Below are 16,262 nucleotides of genomic sequence, written 5' to 3' on the forward strand. Positions count from 1 at the left end.
CATGAAATCAAACAATATAGGATTAGCAAAAAAAGATTTAAATAAGAGTATTAAAAATCTAACAGAGGTTCTATCAAATGAAATGGTTTTATATGTAAAGCTTAGAAAATTTCACTGGAATGTTTCAGGAAATAGCTTTATGGAACTTCATAAGCTTTTTGAAGACCAATACCATGCTATTGAAAAAATTATTGACGAGGTAGCTGAACGTATTGGAAAATTAGGTAGCAAATCCATTGGTACTATGGGTGAATTTATAGAACATGCAACCTTAAAAGAAAGTACAGAATACGAACCCCAAGACAAAATGTTAGCAGAATTATTAAATGATCATGAAAAAATTATTATCTCAATCAGAGAAATGGTTACCAAAATGGAAGAAGATTCTGAAGATGTTGGTACCGTAGATTTTTTAACCGCTTTAATACTATCACATGAATCTAAGGCATGGATCCTAAGAAGATATATTGCATAAATTAATATTAACAAAAAAAAATAAAATCATGAATACTACAGAAATTAAAGGAAATTGGAAACAAATAAAAGGAAATTTAAAACAAAAATATGCCACATTAACAGATGATGATTTACTCATGGCAGAAGGAAAAGAAGAAGAAACCTTGGGGAAAATTCAAGAGAAATTAGGTAAAACTAAAGAAGAGTTTCATAGAATATTAGCTGACATCTAAAAAATATGCCTGAAAACCATTCATTTTCGTAAGTAGTTTTGGTTGGTTAGTTACAGAGCGGTTAGTAGGGCATTTTTTTAACATAAAAACAGAATAGTAACAGAATGAATAACAAAACTATCAATTATCATTATTCATTAGATGTATTAGGCTTTATTGCCATAATATTTATACTATATGTTTTAAAACCCATCATAATCCCATTATTATTAGCAATGATATTGGCGGTTATGATTTTTCCTGTTCAACGGTTTTTTGAACGTAGATGGAAATGTAACAGGTTAATGGCAACCATAGTTTCCATTTTCATTATTTTTACTATAACATCAATCTTAATTCTAATAATTTATTTTCAACTTAGTAGCTTAAGTAATAACGGAGAAAACTATGCTACAAAAATATCTGAACTCTATTACAAACTCATCGGACAATTTGAAAACAGTTTAAACATAAGTAAAGGAAACTCCATTGCTAATGATTTAAAAGTTGAAAATCTAATCAAAGGCAACTTTGAAAAAATAGGCGAATTCATATCGCAATCAGGTTCCTTAATAAGTGATCTTTTTCTAATTCCTATCTATTTATTTTTCTTTTTGTACTATAGACGATTTTTAAGAGTGTTTTTATATAAGCTGTATAAAAACAAAACAAAATCTTTTTTAAATAGTATGGTAAGAAAAATATATAATGTGCAAAGAAACTATTTAGTAGGTTTAACAAAAGTTATTATTATAGTTGGTATTTTAAATAGTGCAGGACTACTTATTTTAGGTATAAAAAACGCTATTTTCTTTGGTTTTTTTGCGGCTATACTTCTTATAATTCCTTATATAGGCATTATAATCGGCTCACTTATTCCCGCCATAATAGCTTTAGCTACAAAAGATAGTGCATGGTACGCTTTTGGTGTTATTGCTATTTTCTGGTTCATTCAATTTCTTGAAGGCAATTTTATCACTCCAAAAATAACAGGATCTAAAGTAAGCATGAATGCCTTTATAGCCATCCTGTCTCTTATTGTTTTTTCTATGCTCTGGGGTATTTTCGGTATGGTTATAGCTCTTCCTATTGTTGCATCATTAAAAATAATTTTTGACAATACCCCTTCGTTAAGCGCATACGGGTTTTTAATAGGAGAACCTATAGATAGACATTTACAGAATAGAACAATGAATCGATTAAAACGTTGGAAAGAAATAAAAAATAAAAAATAATGTTCTAAATTTACAAGAATCAATAAAAACGATAATGACATTATATTTAAAATTCGATTTCAATGCAATCTGTAAAAAAATTTTAGAAGATACCCTAAAAGCTCACAATATAAAACACAAAATTATTGGTTTTGGCGAAGTTGATATTCAAGAAAAATTAGTTCCAGAAAAATTAGAATCACTTACGGAGTCCTTAAATGAATATCATATTGAAATTGTAGAAAACCAAAAAAGTATTTTAGTTCAGAAAATAAAAGACACTATTATTGACATGATTTTTAATGAAGATACCATTGTTAATGTAAAAACCTCAGCATATTTAGCAGACACACTTGAGCATAGCTATGGTTATCTTTCTAATTTATTTTCAGAAGTTACCTATACGTCCATTGAAAATTTCATCATACTACAAAAAATTGAATACGCTAAGCAACTCATCATCAACGATAATTTTAGTTTAACAGAAATAGCTTTTAAGCTTAATTATTCTAGTGTAGCACATTTAAGCACGCAGTTTAAAAACACCACAGGTATCACACCTTCTGCTTTCCAAAGAATTATCATGAAAAGACGCGAAATAAACCAACAAAAATAAGCCTACCATTTATGAAAGAAGACTATGTTCATATTATACTTGCAGATGATGACGAAGACGACCGTATGTTTTTTACAGAAGTTTTTGACGAATTAAAAATTGCCACCAAAGTAAAAACCTTTAATGATGGTGTCTACTTGATGGATTATTTAAATACAGATGACTGTATTTTGCCTCATGTACTGTTTTTAGATTTAAACATGCCTCGAAAATCTGGATTAGAATGTTTAAACGAAATCAAGTCTAATCCCAAATTTAATGATATTGCTATTGCTATTTATTCAACTTCAGCATCAGAAGAGGATATTGAAAAAACCTTTATACAGGGTGCTAATATTTACATAAAAAAGCCTAGCAGCTTTAAGGTTCTAAAAAAAATACTTTCTGAAGTTGTTACCACTAATTGGCAATACCAAACAAACGGTTTGAATAAAGATAATTTTCTATTAAGATTATAATTTATATGCCACACAGAATATACAAAGCACCTTGGTTTATCAAAAGCGTATTTTTTGCTTGCTCATTTGTTATTCTTTTTATTGGCGGCATGACTTATAGAAGCATGAATGATTTATCAAAATCATCAGACTTAGTAAGTCATACCTATAAAATAAATGTAGAACTTGAGCAGGTACTATCCTACTTAAAGGATGCTGAAACAGGACAGCGTGGCTTTATAATTACTAATAACCCCTTATATTTAGAACCCTACGAAACTGGTAGAGAAAACATCAACAATAGTTTTGCAGAACTTAATGCATTAACTAAAAACAATAGCATCCAACAAAGAAACTTAAAAGAATTAAACCAACTTATAGATACCCGCTTAGCCTGTTTTCAAAAATCTTTTAGATTTTCATCTGTCACAGATTTAGAAAACCCAAACTTTAAAGAATATTTTCATGAAGGATATGAGGCCATGAATGCGGTTAGAAACAAGATTCACGAAATGATAGCTTTAGAAAACAAGCTACTAAAAGAACAAAAAAGTAACCTACAAGAAAACTTAAGATTTACCCCTATATTTTTATATATAGTACTCTTAATATCATTGTTTTTAATGTACGTTGCCTATTCAAAAATAAATTCTAACTTAAAAACATTAAAAAAATCTAATGCACAATTAAAAATCTTCAAAGAATCTGCTAACCTATCAGAAATTGTAAGCCAACATGGAAACTGGGTTTGGCATATCGATGAAAATAAATTTATTTATTCAGATAATTTTTATCGCTTATTAGGGGAAAACCCCCAATCTTTTGAACCATCTATTGAAAATTTCATGCGTTTTGTTCACATCAAAGATCGTAAAAAGCTAAGCAAAGCGTTTGAAAAAATGATGAATATTAAGGATTTACCTTTTGTTCATTTTAGAGTAACCCATAAAAGTGGAAAAATAAAGCAATTAAAAGTTTACGGTAAGATATTAACTAATAGTGAAGGCAAAAAACAGCTCATTGCAACTTTTACCGATATAACAGATGAAATAAAAAACCAAAACAAATTAGAGGAACGAAACTTAGAGTTAGAAAGAAACAATAAAGAGCTGTCTGCTTTTAATTATGTTGCTAGTCATGATTTACAAGAACCATTAAGAAAAATACAAACCTTTTTATCTCGTTTGGAGGAGAAAGAATCTGAAAATCTTTCAAAATCTGGTATAACCTATATAAAAAGAATCAATACGGCTGCAAGCAGAATGCGTTCTCTTATTGATGATTTATTACAATTTTCCAGAACAAACAAAGCTGATAAATCAATGGAAAAGTCAAATCTGAACTCGCTCTTAGAAGGCGCTAAACAAGATTTAGCTGAAGTTATTACAAAAGAAAAAGCGATTATAAAAACAGATACTTTTCCAACAATTAAAGTTATACCATTCCAAATACAGCAATTATTTTTAAATTTAATTAACAACTCTATTAAATATAAGTCACCAGAAAGAATTCCTGAAATAAACATCACTTACAGCAAAATAAAAGCCAGTGAAGATTCTAACATAAAAAAAACAAAAAGTACTTTTTATCATAAAATTACTTTTACCGACAATGGTATTGGCTTTGAAAACTCATATGCTGAAAAAATATTTATCCTTTTTAACAGACTTCATAACAAAGATGAATATTCAGGAACTGGTATCGGACTATCTATTTGTAAAAAAATTGTAGAAAACCACAAAGGCTATATTACCGCTTATGGAATACCTAATAAAGGCGCTACATTTACAATTTACTTACCAGTAAAATAAGCATCATTATCCCCAATTAAAAACCACTAAAAATAAGATCCTTATAGACCTTATAATTACAGTATATCTTAGAAAAAAATACCATCCACTTTAATCACTTATGATGAACTTCAAAACATATAGGCTTATAATACATTTTCTATTAGTTATTACTTCTGTTTTCTCATAACACTATTTCCCTTGAATCTAAAAAAAAGAGATAAAAAAACACTTTTAAAATTTCTCTCTAATTGACTGTTTCTTTTTTATTCGTTTCTGAAACTATTTCAATGTTATTAAATATTGTATAGACTCTATTTCTTTTATAACATACTATAATGTGCATTACTTATGCTAGCACCTTAGCAATTTCTAACATAAAATGTGGTAGAATGTGAATTTTATAAGTATTGCAAAAAATGATGTAACACAAAAAGCTGAGAGGCGTTGCATCTTTGTAATGTATTAAAAGTTAAAAATGAATAAGTTAAAACAAAATAAAAAATCAGTTACCATTTTTCTGCTGAGTGTATCATTAATAATAGCACTCCTTATGTCGTGCAATTTCATGTTAGAAAACAAGAAAACAAATAGTAATGTTATAAGTACTTTAAATGAAGAAATAATCAACATCAACAAAAACGAAGCAAAAATATTAGTAAAAGCATCACAAAATAATTTAGACATTATAAAACTTTGCCAATTTATTGAAGATACAAAAGCAAAAAAAGATATCAAAAATTTAGCAAAAGATATTGAAAGTACACATGTTAAAATATTTAAAAGCTATAAGAAGGTAGCCTATGAAAATTTAATTTCTATCCCCAAATATTCAAATATTGAAACTGAAATACTAAAAGCAGATTTTGTAAAAGATAGTATAATAGTAAACAAATTAGATTTAATCAGTAACAAAATAAACAATCAAATTAAACTTTTAAACACCTTATCTAAAACCACAGATAATGATGAATTAATAAAGTTTTCAGAAAAAACGAACACTATTCTAAAGTTAAAACTTGATGAAACAGAAAATACAATAAGCAAATTATAAAAACAAAACATATGATAAGCCATCTATAGTAACAATTTCAACAGCAAATGAAAAAGCAATATAGATGATGCTAAAATAACCATTGAAAAGTAATAATATAAACTTCATGAAAAAGAAATCAATTATATCCAAGGGTCTTATTGCATCAGGCATGTTGTATGCCAGTGTGAATGCTACAAACCCAACCAAAGAAGAAACTATTATAAAAACTAATTATCTAGAAGACCACAACATTACTGAATTTTACCAGTGGCGCATAAAAACAGAATCTGGGATTTTTTCGGGGGCTTCACAAACCATAAATGAGGTAAATAAAGATATTAGCGCTTTAACACAAAACACTAAAGTTATTACCAAAAGTATCACACCTATAGTTATAAATAAAAATAAACTTGGTGAAAAAATTTACACGTGGTCCATTATTACAAAAAAGGGACATGCATCTGGGCAGTCATTAAGCCTTGAAGAGGCTAAAAACATGCTAAAATCATTACATACTGAAAAGGTAATGAAGTCTAATATTATTGAAACTAAAAACATATTGAAATAATTAATATTAACCATTAAAAGCAGCATATCATGAGAAGTTTATTATACATCATTGCGGTAATCCTTGTAATAGGTTGGGCATTAGGATTTTTTGTTTACAGCTTAGGAGGATTGATTCACATATTATTAGTTATTGCTGTAATAGCAATATTATTAAGATTAATAGGCGGAAGGTCTGTCTAAACCAAAATTTAAATACAAACAATTAAAAAATAAAAAATTATGAAAACAAACAAAGCCATATTAGGCATTATAGCAGGCGTAGCAGTAGGAACCACTTTAGGCGTATTATTTGCCCCTGATAAAGGAGAAAAAACAAGAAAAAAAATAGCAGAAAAAACAATGGATGCTAAAGACAAATTAAAAGAAAGTTTCGATGATTTTATTGAAACTGCTTCAGAAAAATATTCTTCCATCAAACAAGAAGGTGAAGAACTTTTAAAATCAAAAAAAGAAGATTTAAAAGATAAAATAATTAAAGAAACTAAAAAGGCCTAATAACAAAAAACAATGGAAACTCTATCAACACACATAGAAGCTGTTTACGAAAAAGCCAAAACTTATACTGAAACTAGTATTGAATTGTATAAACTCAACGCTATTGACACAGCTTCAGACGTTACGTCATCCTTAGCGTTAAGGTTTGTCACACTGTTAGTTGTTTCCATGTTTACATTATTTGTAAACATTGCTATAAGCCTTTTTATTGGAAAGCAAATAGGCGAATACTATTTAGGTTTTTTAATAGTGTCTGGATTTTATCTAATGCTCACACTTATAATCTATCTTTTTGGTGTCAAATTAGTAAAAACACCAATAAACAATTTGATTATAACCAAACTATTGAAAGACAAAAAATCACATAGTGTAACGCTTGATAATAACCAGGAAGCAAATGAAAACGTACAAAAATAAAAATCAAGAATTACAGGCAAAAATCATTGATCTAGAAAACAAGAAAACACAAGAGTTTTTAGCCTTAAAAACTGAACTTAATACTGCTTATGCTCAGCTTAAACCATCTAATTTATTAAAGAGAGCAGTAACAGATATTAAAGAGAAACCTGAAACAAAAAATAATTTATTTGAAATTTTAATAAGTCTAACTGGAGGTTATGTTTCCAAAAAATTATTAGTAGGCAAATCAAATAGTTTAATTAAAAATATATTAGGCTATGCCGTACAGTACGTCTCAACAAAAGTAATTTCAAAAACCATTTAATCACAAAATTATGAAAACAATAAAATCAATTATAGGATTGTGTGCAATAGCAATCATAGGCACTTCATGCCACGATGGAAAACAACAAAAGGCCAAACATCACGTAGAGTCTTATTCAAACTACGTAGACTCTATTTCTAATTTAGATTTGGCTGAAGCTCATTCTAACTGGCAGCACATTGAAAGCAAATATGAAAAACACAAATCTCTTACTTCTGAAAACCTTCAAGGAGTTCAAGAACGTGAAGCCTTACAAAATGAGGTAGATAATTCAACCGTAAAATTTGAAGCTTATAAAGAGAAAATAATGTTAGAAAAACAGAACCAAGACTCATTTATGGATAAAAATAATTTTAGAACATCCCTTCTTGGGAAAAACTATGTGAATGATGACATGGCTTTTGAATGGATAGATAAAAACAACATTCTTAGTGTTTATCAAAACTTTGTAAATACAGTAGAAGCTAACAAAGACGATTATTCCAGAGAAGACTGGGATGAAATAAAATTATTATATGAAGCTATTGATACCAGAAAAAACACTGTTGAAAATGAAGGACTTTCAAGTGAAGATAACAGAAAAATTGCAGCACTTAAATTAAAGTTTGCCCCTATGTATACCATGAATAGAATGGGTACAAAGACTGATGAAAATGCTAACGCTAAAAAACAATAATTAAATACAAATTTAAAAATATGAAAGGTATAATTATAGCAGCTGCACTACTAATTGGATGCTTTACAAGCCATGCTCAAGATCTTTCAAAAAATGCCTTAGGGCTCAGAGTAGGTGATAACGACGGTTTTGGAGGTGAAATATCATACCAACGTTATTTAAATGAGGGCAACCGATTAGAATTTGATTTAGGGTGGCGAGATTCCAACAATGTAGATGCCTTTAAATTAGTAGGTTTATACCAATGGGTTATGCCTATAGACAACAACTTTAATTGGTTTGTTGGAGCCGGAGCTGGTATTGGATCATTTGACGCAGGCCCAGTTGATGGCACTTTTGCATTGGTAGCTGGTGACATTGGAATTGAATATAATTTTGACATTCCATTAATGCTCTCACTTGATATGAGACCCGAAATAGGTTTCAATGATGACTATAGTGACGATCTTGATTTAGACATAGCATTAGGAATTAGATATCAGTTTTAAAAAAATGTTAAACAATTAAAAATTAAAAAATTATGGAACTCAAGATAGAAAACAAAGAAATTGTAAACGTTCTTCAAGAATTACTTCAAAAAAATTATGATGCTGAAGCAGGTTACAAACAAGTTATGACAAAAGCAAAAAGCCAAGGTTTAAAAGAATGGCTACAGCTTAAAGCAAAACAAAGAAGCGAATATGCTACACAGTTAGACAACGTCATAAGAAATTTTAATGCAACACCTGCAGAAGACGGTACCGTATTAGGATCTGTACATAGAGGATGGATTGATGTAAAAACAACCTTAAGCTCTGATACAGATGAGTCAATTTTAGAAGAGTGCATTCGTGGAGAAAAAGCTAGTGTCAGTGAATATGAAACCCAGCTTGAAAAAGTTAGTGATTATTTACCAATCAAAGACTTATTAAACAATCAAATGACAAGTATCAAAACAGCTTTAAATACTGTTAAAAGAATGGAAGATATAATCTAATAAAACAAAAAATTGCTACGAAAAAGAATCAAGACGCGCACCAATCTTTAAACAAAAGAACCGGAAGACATTTATTAACTAAAAAATCAAAAAACATGTTACGTTGGACAATCACATTTGTTATTATAGCATTAATCGCTGGAGTTTTAGGCTTTGGAGGTATTGCTGGAGCATCAGCAGGAATAGCTAAAATTCTATTCTTCATATTTATTGTGCTATTTATTTTATCACTTATCAGAGGTGGTGTTAAAAGATAAATTACAACACAAACAATTAAAATTAATATTAACTTAAAAAATCTTAAAAAGATGAAAAAATTATCATATTTATTTGTTTTATTATTCGCAATAGGAACCATTTTTACAGGTTGTAGAGAAGAAAAAACAGCAGGAGAAAAAATTGAAGACGGTATTGAAAACGTTGGTGATGGTATAGAAGATGCAGCAGATGACACAGGCAACGCTATTGAAAACGCTGCTGATGACGTAGAAGACGCAGTCGATTAAGACTTAAAAAACCCAAAAGAAAGAGGTGTATTTTACTAACTTTTTTACTCAAACCAGATAGGTTTTATCTATCTATAAAAACTACGTTTAAAATAAAAAAGCAAGCTAATATTAGCTTGCTTTTTTATTTATTTGTGGGGAGAGCAGGATTCGAACCTGCGAAGACGTAGTCAGCAGATTTACAGTCTGCCCTCGTTGGCCGCTTGAGTATCTCCCCAAAACCGTGCGCAAATATATTATAGTTTAGCAATAATGCAAAATAAAATTCACGCTATTTTTTATAATTCGTATCGTAATCTAAACGACACAAAAAGCGGTTGAATAAAATACTCTGTAGCACTAACCGAAAAATCTCCAGTATTACTGTTGCTTTGTGACTTTGTATTAAATAAGTTAGTAGCTTTTATTTCATATTCAAACTTAGAATCTTGATTTTTTCTATATGCCAATGATGCATTTAGAAACTCATAGCTATTAATAGTTTTAGTATCATCACTAAAATTATTATATGAGTAATCTGTTTTAAAAGTCAATGATTTAAAAATTAAGGCATCAAATTCAATAGAAGGTGATTTAGTAAAATACTTAGTATTGTTACTTCCTTGATTATTATCTTGGATGTTGTATCTATATCCAATTTCAACATTAGGAGCTGTTTTAAAATTAGTCCGAAGTTCACCTCCATAAGTTTGTGAAAAACTTTCGCTCACAGATTGTATATTTTGAATAAATTGATTGAATTTTGAATAATTGAGATTGCCAGTAATCGAGGCTCTAATTTTACCAAATGTACGTTGAAAACGACCATTAGCACTCGCACTTTCATCTGCAAAATCTGAATTAAACGGTGAACTTACACTAATTACACTTCCTGGTTCAAATTCTGATATGTTTCTTATATTATCAACGCTTTTATTATAATTAAGACTGCCGTAAACATTAGTATAATTAAACAAGTTAAAACTGTAATACGATACGTTTATATTATGAGACAAAGCACTTTCTAAATCTGGCGTACCAGAATACAAAGAACTATAACTATTTAACACCAAACCTCTGGCAAATTTAGACACATCTGTAAATTGCGTTTGCATTCTGTAGTTTAAAGTAATTTGCTCACTCTTTTTTAATTGAATTAGCATATTAAAATCTGGAAGGAATCTAAAAAAATGATCGGTAGTTTCTGTATTAAATTGAGTGTTTTTAGTACTATAAGCATGGCCAGAAACACCTGGTGTGAATGTAAAAATACCCGATTTTAATCGATAATGTGCTGCTACATAAATATCACTAAAATTGTATTTTATATGATTAGTATCTAAACCATTATTAATTGTAGGTGTTGGATTAAAAAATGTATCATCATCTAAAAATTGAAAAATATCAGAATCAAATTGCTGACCACTTAATATAGTTCCAAGAGTTAAATTAATATCACTTTTATTATTTAGTATGTTCCAATAATCTAACTTAGCATCCATTTGATTAGACTGAATGCGCTTATCTTGGTTTATGTCATAATATAATTGTGCCCCATTTAATCCTAAATTTGCTGCTGTGCTATCATAAGAATCCGAATTTAAAGGATCATTATTATTTGTAGGATCGTTTTCTAAAATAGCATTATAAAAAGGATCTTCATCTTGGATAAAATGCTGAAGCTCAAAAGCAAAAATATTATTTTCATTTAATGTGTAATAATAATTTAAGTTTTGATTGATACTGTAAGGACTCGAATTTTCAAATTCATCAATAGTTCCTATTTGAGTTGAAACCACATTTTGATCTTGTGACTCTTTTGATACACGCCCTAAAATATCGTAATCTAATTGATTATTAGCATTAGGTTTATATTTTGCGGATAGTTTAAGCATACCTAAATCACTTCGCTGCCTTGTATTACTTTCTTTGTTCTCATCTCTGGAAGCATCATCAAAAAATTGTGTATCATTTATTTCTCTCAAATTCGTTCTATTACTTGAAAAAATAGCAAACCCACTCAAATCCAAAGATTTATTTGGAGACCAACTAAAATTAGCTGCCCCAAATTTGGTATTTATATCCTCAGCTCTATTATTTTGAGCCGTTAAAAAACCAAGATTATTACTTCCTAAACTAATATTAGTTCCACTACTTCGGCTTGGTCTTCTAAATCCCCCTGTGAAGTTGAAATAATCACGCCTTGAAAACGCTATCTCTCCTAAATTATTTAAATCAAAAATGGTATTGATACTGTATGTTGGACTGTAATAAAATAATTTTGGTTGAAATAAGTATAACTCATTTTGATTGGATGCACCGCCACCAGCTGTTATATTACCAAACCAAAAATTCTTTTTACCTTCTTTTAATTTAATATTAATGGCAATATTATCTTGATTATTCGTAACACTACTTAACTGACCTATCTCAGCATAATTTTTAAGTACCTGTACTTTATCTACGGCATTAGATGGTATATTTTGAGTAGCTAATCTAGTGTCGCCATCAAAAAACTCTTTCCCATCAACCATCAACTTAGAAACTACTTTTCCTTCTACCTCTATTTGCCCATCATCATTAATTTCAACACCTGGTAAGTTTTTCAATACGTCCTCCAATTTTCGCTCCGTTCCTTTATTAAAAGAATCTGCATGATACGCGATAGTATCGCCATTTATTGTGACCGGCATTTCGTAAATCAATTCAATTTCATCTAAAGCATTATCATTTTGCAAAGTGAAATTTTTATCAATATTCAAATCGGTAGTTTGAATTGCCACCTGCTCGGTTAGCATTCCAATATAACTTACCTGAATTTTATAGTTGGTATTTTTTTCTACAGACAATTTATATTGTCCTTCAGAATTTGTAATACCATAAGAATCTAATTTTTGAGTTTCTTGGTTGATAGCAATTACGTTTGCCAACTCCAGTGGCTCCCCAATACTATCTCTAACAACACCTTCTAATTTTATTTGAGAAAAGACTGAACCTGTAACCAACAGAGTCAGTAAAAAAATAATTTTGTTCATTAATTGCTTATTGATTGAAGACTAATTTTGGATTATCTTCTACCTCCACCTCCACGGTTTCCTCCACCTCTATTGTTTCTCATACTTTCCATTTCTGCCATTTTCTTCTTAACAATCTCATCATATTCTTCTTGAGTCACTTCTTTTCCTTTTGATGGTTTTTTAATTGTTTCTTTTTCTGAAGGGTTTAATATAATTTTAGAACATAAAATGGTGGTTCTACCAGCATTTACTTCTAAAACAAGTCCTGGAAGTCCCCAATACTGATCTGGACCTTGATTAACCGGAATTTGAGGTGTATACCAAGCGGTAACTACTATTTCTGGAGCATCTTTTTCTTCTGTCTCATTGTTTTCAGAATCACTGCCTCTTCTTCCAAAGTTCCCCAAATTAAAACTATCATCTTTTTTTATAGCAGTGGCTTTAAAACACATATATTGTCCAATAGTTTTAGTTTCTGAACCCAATTCCCATTCCAGTTTTTGCAAATCGTCTTTAATTAAAAATTGCTTTCCAAAAAACTCTTGTTCTTGTAAAACTTTAAGGTCTTTTACGTTTTTATATTGTGGCCCACCTGTAGGAATCATTGCTCTAAAATTTGGACCACGTCCTTGTGAAGGAGCTTCAAGTTTTTCCTCTTCTTTGTACATAGATTCGGATTGATTGAATGTAAGCGTATATGTTTTTTCCAATGCACTCTTCATGCGTTCAGAAATTTCCTTTTTACGTTCTTCACTCATCTGGCCTCCACCAAAGTTACTCATATCCACCGATGTTTTCGATTCGTAAAATGCTATGCCTTGAAAATCTTTTTGAGCAAACGAAAAAAATGTAGTGAAAAACAGTAAGCAAACTACAGAGGCTTTAATTGTATTGAAGTTCATTGATAATGATATTTTTGTTAAGTAATAAATCTACAATTTTAATTTTAATTTTTTAGACATCAAACATATCACTTAGTTTAATCATTAAACGTTAAATTCTTCTTAAAAACTAAGACTAAAAACTCTACCAACTCATTTCATCAAAATCAGTTTTAAACTAATTTATAAAAAAAGTAGTTTGAATTTTGTACTTTTCAAGTCGGATGAAATACATTATATATATATTTTTAATATTATCATTCTCAATATTTTCACAAGAAAACATTGAAACTTCACCTATTAAAAAAACAACATTACAAGTTGATAAGCTAATCTCTATTGATAATTTTGAGACTTCTTATTTTATAAACCATAATGTTTTTTATAAAAAAACCACAGAAAAAACCATCAATTTTTCTAATATACAATTAGGTACAATAAAAACAGTCAGTGTATTTAACCCGCTAAAAATCAATATTTTTTACAAAGACTTTAACACCATTATTATTTTAGACAATAGACTTGCTGAAATTTTCAAAATAGATTTTAACACCAAATTACCATATAGAAATATTTCCTTTGTTTCAACAGGGTATGACAATACGCTTTGGTTATTCAATCAAGACAGCCAGCAATTGGAACTTTATGATTACAAACTTAATAATACACGCATTAAAACATTACCTATACAAGACCAAGTAATAGACATGACAAGTAATTATAACTATTGCTACTTACTTACTGAAAAAGAACTCCTCATTTATAATTATTTTGGAAGTTTAATTTTAAAAATAAAAAACGATGGGTATTCATCTATTTCAGAAAATAATAAAAATATTATTTTAAAAAAAGATAACAGCTTGATTTACTTAAAAAAAGACACAAAAAACAAGATTCCAATTAAGCTTCCAAATTTATTAATAAATCAGTTTTTTGTAACGAACGAAACCTTGTATATTTACGACACTGAAATCCTACATCAATTTCAATTAAAAACCAACTAGAATTATGCACATTGCTATTGCCGGAAATATTGGCGCAGGAAAAACTACTCTCACAAAATTATTAGCAAAACATTACAAATGGGAAGCACAACTTGAAGATGTTGTAGACAACCCATATTTAGATGATTTTTACAATCAAATGGAGCGCTGGAGTTTTAATTTACAAGTGTACTTTTTAAATAGTCGATTTCGTCAAGTTTTGCAAATTCGCCAGAGTGGAAAAGACATTATTCAAGATAGAACCATTTATGAAGATGCTCATATTTTTGCCCCCAATTTGCATGCTATGGGTTTGATGACTAACCGTGATTATGAAAATTACAGATCGCTTTTTGATTTAATGCAATCCCTCGTTCAAGGGCCAGATGTTATGATTTATTTAAGGAGTTCTATCCCTAATTTGGTTTCACAAATACACAAACGTGGTCGCGATTATGAAAATTCAATAAGTATTGATTATTTAAGTAGACTAAACGAACGGTATGAGGCTTGGATTCATGGTTACGACAAGGGCAAATTACTAATAATTGATGTTGATAATTTAAATTTTGTTGACAACCCTGAAGATTTAGGTAGTGTCATCAACACAATTGATGCTGAAATTCATGGATTGTTCTAATTGGCAATAAATCCGTGCTTTTTAGCATGTTTAATAGCTTCATCGGTAGTTCTTACTAACAAAACGGGTATGTTTTTATAGTTTTTATACAGTCTATAAACAGTAGCCATTCTATTTTTGTGGTTAACCCTTCTTAGGTATATTGCTAAAATTCTTTTGGGGTATGCTTTTGCTATTTCTAAATAAATAACAGGGTCGTGTTCGCCATTATCACCAATTAAAATAAACTTTAAATCAGGATATGTTTTTAATAAATTTAAAATTTCTTTTTGTTTTTGTGGCTTTTCATTTTTTGCTTTTTTAGCAAAGAGACGCGGAAAATTCCTTAAAACAATAGGTCCTTTAGGGAATTTGTTTTTTTTAAGAAAATACTCCAAATAGCGATACAAATTCCACGGACTATGGCTTACATAAAATATTGGATTGGCCTCATTGCCCGTTTTTCCTTGATGCAATAAATGATAAAACTCTGAAGCTCCTTCCAACGGAATACGTTTTCCTGCTGATGTTAACAATGTATTTATTAAAACTCGCCATTTTAAAACGGACACTAAACCTGTGTGTAAAATAGTATCATCAATATCACTAATAACACCAAAAGAAGCATGTATAGATGGAATTAGCATTTCTACAGGAAACCTATTGTCAGATTGTATGGTTCTTGTAATATGCTCTTGTCTATATGATGCTACCATAGCTACCCACCCTTCATCATTAGCATACACACTCAAATCATCTTCCACCGTTTCATCTAACAGAAAATAACCTCTTTTATCTGTTTTTGTGTAAAAAAATCTATCTTCTCCTATTTTAATAATTAATTCAGTGTTTTTTATTTCATCGGTTTCAAAACGTTTCCACGCATTAAACAGTAATTTAAAGGCTCCTTTTTGTTCTAAATTTATGCTTTCATCTTCAATAGCTCTCCCTCTTATGTATAAATGGTTAGAGGTTCCATACGTTTGAAAAGCTATAACTTGTAGTGGATCTTTTTTAAACATTAAAAAGCAGATAATTTTGAAATAAAAATACAAAAAAAACCACATCAAATGAA

The 16,262-nt window shown here is 29.5% G+C and carries 22 protein-coding genes and 1 tRNA gene; 19 read left to right on the top strand and 4 right to left on the bottom strand.

Annotated elements, in window-relative coordinates; all coding sequences use genetic code 11:
* Position 1: 1 nt before the first annotated feature.
* From APS56_RS08290 to APS56_RS08365, 17 genes are all read left to right on the top strand, one after another.
* The gene (locus tag APS56_RS08290; RefSeq protein ID WP_054727094.1) at positions 2–475 is read left to right on the top strand and encodes a Dps family protein; all 474 of its coding nucleotides are present in this window, start codon (positions 2–4) and stop codon (positions 473–475) included.
* 28 nt (positions 476–503) lie between these two features.
* A complete protein-coding gene (locus tag APS56_RS08295) occupies positions 504–689 on the top strand; it encodes a CsbD family protein (RefSeq protein ID WP_054727096.1) in 186 nt (61 codons plus the stop codon).
* Positions 690–793: 104 nt separating this feature from the next.
* Positions 794–1,903: an AI-2E family transporter gene (locus APS56_RS08300; protein ID WP_054727098.1), complete on the top strand. Its 1,110-nt coding sequence runs from the start codon at positions 794–796 to the stop codon at positions 1,901–1,903.
* A 34-nt stretch (positions 1,904–1,937) separates the two neighbouring features.
* Entirely contained in the window at positions 1,938–2,498 is a 561-nt protein-coding gene (locus tag APS56_RS08305) for a helix-turn-helix domain-containing protein (RefSeq protein ID WP_054727099.1), read from the top strand.
* Between the two features lie 11 nt (positions 2,499–2,509).
* Positions 2,510–2,956, top strand: a complete 447-nt coding sequence (locus APS56_RS08310) for a response regulator (protein WP_054727101.1) — start codon at positions 2,510–2,512, stop codon at positions 2,954–2,956.
* Between the two features lie 5 nt (positions 2,957–2,961).
* Positions 2,962–4,746 (top strand): CHASE3 domain-containing protein, encoded by a 1,785-nt coding sequence (locus APS56_RS08315; RefSeq protein ID WP_054727103.1) that lies wholly within the window; start codon positions 2,962–2,964, stop codon positions 4,744–4,746.
* A 457-nt stretch (positions 4,747–5,203) separates the two neighbouring features.
* Positions 5,204–5,779, top strand: coding sequence for a hypothetical protein (locus tag APS56_RS08320; protein ID WP_054727105.1), 576 nt, complete (start codon positions 5,204–5,206; stop codon positions 5,777–5,779).
* 106 nt (positions 5,780–5,885) lie between these two features.
* Positions 5,886–6,329, top strand: coding sequence for a hypothetical protein (locus APS56_RS08325; RefSeq protein WP_157757635.1), 444 nt, complete (start codon positions 5,886–5,888; stop codon positions 6,327–6,329).
* A gap of 29 nt (positions 6,330–6,358) precedes the next feature.
* On the top strand, positions 6,359–6,511 hold the full coding sequence (locus tag APS56_RS16960) for a lmo0937 family membrane protein (RefSeq protein WP_157757636.1): 153 nt from the start codon (positions 6,359–6,361) through the stop codon (positions 6,509–6,511).
* 39 nt (positions 6,512–6,550) lie between these two features.
* Positions 6,551–6,826, top strand: coding sequence for a YtxH domain-containing protein (locus APS56_RS08330; protein WP_054727109.1), 276 nt, complete (start codon positions 6,551–6,553; stop codon positions 6,824–6,826).
* 12 nt (positions 6,827–6,838) lie between these two features.
* The gene (locus APS56_RS08335) at positions 6,839–7,243 is read left to right on the top strand and encodes a phage holin family protein (protein ID WP_054727111.1); all 405 of its coding nucleotides are present in this window, start codon (positions 6,839–6,841) and stop codon (positions 7,241–7,243) included.
* Complete coding sequence (locus tag APS56_RS08340) at positions 7,224–7,550, top strand: hypothetical protein (protein ID WP_054727113.1); 327 nt, start codon at positions 7,224–7,226, stop codon at positions 7,548–7,550. The genes APS56_RS08335 and APS56_RS08340 overlap by 20 nt, the downstream gene beginning before the upstream one ends.
* A 10-nt stretch (positions 7,551–7,560) precedes the next feature.
* Positions 7,561–8,226, top strand: a complete 666-nt coding sequence (locus APS56_RS08345; RefSeq protein ID WP_054727115.1) for a DUF6565 domain-containing protein — start codon at positions 7,561–7,563, stop codon at positions 8,224–8,226.
* Positions 8,227–8,246: 20 nt separating this feature from the next.
* The gene (locus tag APS56_RS08350) at positions 8,247–8,714 is read left to right on the top strand and encodes a hypothetical protein (protein WP_054727117.1); all 468 of its coding nucleotides are present in this window, start codon (positions 8,247–8,249) and stop codon (positions 8,712–8,714) included.
* A 32-nt stretch (positions 8,715–8,746) separates the two neighbouring features.
* On the top strand, positions 8,747–9,202 hold the full coding sequence (locus APS56_RS08355) for a ferritin-like domain-containing protein (protein ID WP_054727120.1): 456 nt from the start codon (positions 8,747–8,749) through the stop codon (positions 9,200–9,202).
* A gap of 95 nt (positions 9,203–9,297) precedes the next feature.
* Entirely contained in the window at positions 9,298–9,459 is a 162-nt protein-coding gene (locus tag APS56_RS16765) for a DUF1328 domain-containing protein (RefSeq protein ID WP_082379300.1), read from the top strand.
* Positions 9,460–9,510: 51 nt separating this feature from the next.
* Positions 9,511–9,708 (top strand): hypothetical protein, encoded by a 198-nt coding sequence (locus APS56_RS08365; RefSeq protein WP_054727123.1) that lies wholly within the window; start codon positions 9,511–9,513, stop codon positions 9,706–9,708.
* A 135-nt stretch (positions 9,709–9,843) separates the two neighbouring features.
* Here APS56_RS08365 and APS56_RS08370 read toward each other — a convergent pair.
* From APS56_RS08370 to APS56_RS08380, 3 genes are all read right to left on the bottom strand, one after another.
* Positions 9,844–9,925 (bottom strand) — tRNA-Tyr (locus tag APS56_RS08370).
* Between the two features lie 61 nt (positions 9,926–9,986).
* Complete coding sequence (locus tag APS56_RS08375; protein ID WP_054727125.1) at positions 9,987–12,722, bottom strand: carboxypeptidase regulatory-like domain-containing protein; 2,736 nt, start codon at positions 12,720–12,722, stop codon at positions 9,987–9,989.
* A 32-nt stretch (positions 12,723–12,754) separates the two neighbouring features.
* Positions 12,755–13,606, bottom strand: a complete 852-nt coding sequence (locus APS56_RS08380; protein WP_054727127.1) for a GLPGLI family protein — start codon at positions 13,604–13,606, stop codon at positions 12,755–12,757.
* Between the two features lie 203 nt (positions 13,607–13,809).
* Here APS56_RS08380 and APS56_RS08385 point away from each other — a divergent pair, with 203 nt between their 5' ends.
* Together APS56_RS08385 and APS56_RS08390 are read left to right on the top strand one after the other, a co-directional pair.
* Positions 13,810–14,589, top strand: coding sequence for a hypothetical protein (locus tag APS56_RS08385; RefSeq protein ID WP_054727129.1), 780 nt, complete (start codon positions 13,810–13,812; stop codon positions 14,587–14,589).
* A 4-nt stretch (positions 14,590–14,593) separates the two neighbouring features.
* Positions 14,594–15,208, top strand: a complete 615-nt coding sequence (locus tag APS56_RS08390) for a deoxynucleoside kinase (protein WP_054727131.1) — start codon at positions 14,594–14,596, stop codon at positions 15,206–15,208.
* Here APS56_RS08390 and APS56_RS08395 read toward each other — a convergent pair.
* Entirely contained in the window at positions 15,205–16,209 is a 1,005-nt protein-coding gene (locus APS56_RS08395; protein WP_054727133.1) for an App1 family protein phosphatidate phosphatase, read from the bottom strand. The two genes, APS56_RS08390 and APS56_RS08395, sit on opposite strands and share 4 nt — an antisense overlap.
* Positions 16,210–16,262: the final 53 nt, after the last annotated feature.

The organism is Pseudalgibacter alginicilyticus (assembly GCF_001310225.1).
In the GTDB taxonomy this organism is placed as follows: Bacteria; Bacteroidota; Bacteroidia; order Flavobacteriales; family Flavobacteriaceae; genus Pseudalgibacter; species Pseudalgibacter alginicilyticus.

Coding starts and splice junctions, on each gene's coding strand:
- APS56_RS08295 (WP_054727096.1), top strand. CDS start 504: ATGAATACTACAGAAATTAAAGGAAATTGGAAACAAATAAAAGGAAAT.
- APS56_RS08320 (WP_054727105.1), top strand. CDS start 5,204: ATGAATAAGTTAAAACAAAATAAAAAATCAGTTACCATTTTTCTGCTG.
- APS56_RS08330 (WP_054727109.1), top strand. CDS start 6,551: ATGAAAACAAACAAAGCCATATTAGGCATTATAGCAGGCGTAGCAGTA.
- APS56_RS08310 (WP_054727101.1), top strand. CDS start 2,510: ATGAAAGAAGACTATGTTCATATTATACTTGCAGATGATGACGAAGAC.
- APS56_RS08290 (WP_054727094.1), top strand. CDS start 2: ATGAAATCAAACAATATAGGATTAGCAAAAAAAGATTTAAATAAGAGT.
- APS56_RS08345 (WP_054727115.1), top strand. CDS start 7,561: ATGAAAACAATAAAATCAATTATAGGATTGTGTGCAATAGCAATCATA.
- APS56_RS08350 (WP_054727117.1), top strand. CDS start 8,247: ATGAAAGGTATAATTATAGCAGCTGCACTACTAATTGGATGCTTTACA.
- APS56_RS08355 (WP_054727120.1), top strand. CDS start 8,747: ATGGAACTCAAGATAGAAAACAAAGAAATTGTAAACGTTCTTCAAGAA.
- APS56_RS16960 (WP_157757636.1), top strand. CDS start 6,359: ATGAGAAGTTTATTATACATCATTGCGGTAATCCTTGTAATAGGTTGG.
- APS56_RS16765 (WP_082379300.1), top strand. CDS start 9,298: ATGTTACGTTGGACAATCACATTTGTTATTATAGCATTAATCGCTGGA.
- APS56_RS08325 (WP_157757635.1), top strand. CDS start 5,886: ATGAAAAAGAAATCAATTATATCCAAGGGTCTTATTGCATCAGGCATG.
- APS56_RS08395 (WP_054727133.1), bottom strand. CDS start 16,209: ATGTTTAAAAAAGATCCACTACAAGTTATAGCTTTTCAAACGTATGGA.
- APS56_RS08315 (WP_054727103.1), top strand. CDS start 2,962: ATGCCACACAGAATATACAAAGCACCTTGGTTTATCAAAAGCGTATTT.
- APS56_RS08385 (WP_054727129.1), top strand. CDS start 13,810: ATGAAATACATTATATATATATTTTTAATATTATCATTCTCAATATTT.
- APS56_RS08380 (WP_054727127.1), bottom strand. CDS start 13,606: ATGAACTTCAATACAATTAAAGCCTCTGTAGTTTGCTTACTGTTTTTC.
- APS56_RS08390 (WP_054727131.1), top strand. CDS start 14,594: ATGCACATTGCTATTGCCGGAAATATTGGCGCAGGAAAAACTACTCTC.
- APS56_RS08340 (WP_054727113.1), top strand. CDS start 7,224: ATGAAAACGTACAAAAATAAAAATCAAGAATTACAGGCAAAAATCATT.
- APS56_RS08305 (WP_054727099.1), top strand. CDS start 1,938: ATGACATTATATTTAAAATTCGATTTCAATGCAATCTGTAAAAAAATT.
- APS56_RS08365 (WP_054727123.1), top strand. CDS start 9,511: ATGAAAAAATTATCATATTTATTTGTTTTATTATTCGCAATAGGAACC.
- APS56_RS08300 (WP_054727098.1), top strand. CDS start 794: ATGAATAACAAAACTATCAATTATCATTATTCATTAGATGTATTAGGC.
- APS56_RS08335 (WP_054727111.1), top strand. CDS start 6,839: ATGGAAACTCTATCAACACACATAGAAGCTGTTTACGAAAAAGCCAAA.
- APS56_RS08375 (WP_054727125.1), bottom strand. CDS start 12,722: ATGAACAAAATTATTTTTTTACTGACTCTGTTGGTTACAGGTTCAGTC.